The 312-nt window shown below is 47.1% G+C and carries 1 protein-coding gene; it reads right to left on the bottom strand.

From position 1 onward, the window contains the following. Positions 1-275: hypothetical protein (locus AB4585_RS25140; protein WP_372171482.1), on the bottom strand; the 275-nt coding region annotated here is incomplete at its 3' end. Between the last annotated feature and the right edge of the window lie 37 nt (positions 276-312).

Raw genomic sequence — 312 nt, 5'->3', positions numbered from 1 at the left:
TCTTTGGCAAATTGATACACCGCCTCATCACCAGCGAGAACTACGCTTTCTGGAATTGACCTCTCCAACTCAGCTACTCTTGCCATCCCCGCATCCAAACGAAGCACATCGAACTCAGCTCCGCGAGCCGCATGACGACCACTTCGGATCTCTCGCTCACTGGTTGAGTCTGATACAAAATATATTACTCGCTCAGGCCAATAATCCTGAGGTGCAGCATTCGCTGTCGAAACCGCCAAAACTGACAACAAACCAACTAAACCAATGAACGTCATAACAACCCCTAAAAACACATTTGTGAGAATGTAATCT

The sequence above is a fragment of the Vibrio sp. 10N.222.49.C9 genome (assembly GCF_041474985.1).
Lineage (GTDB): Bacteria > Pseudomonadota > Gammaproteobacteria > Enterobacterales > Vibrionaceae > Vibrio > Vibrio crassostreae_C.
Note: the sequence above shows the minus strand (reverse complement) of the source record. Positions and strands in the feature narration are given on the sequence as shown.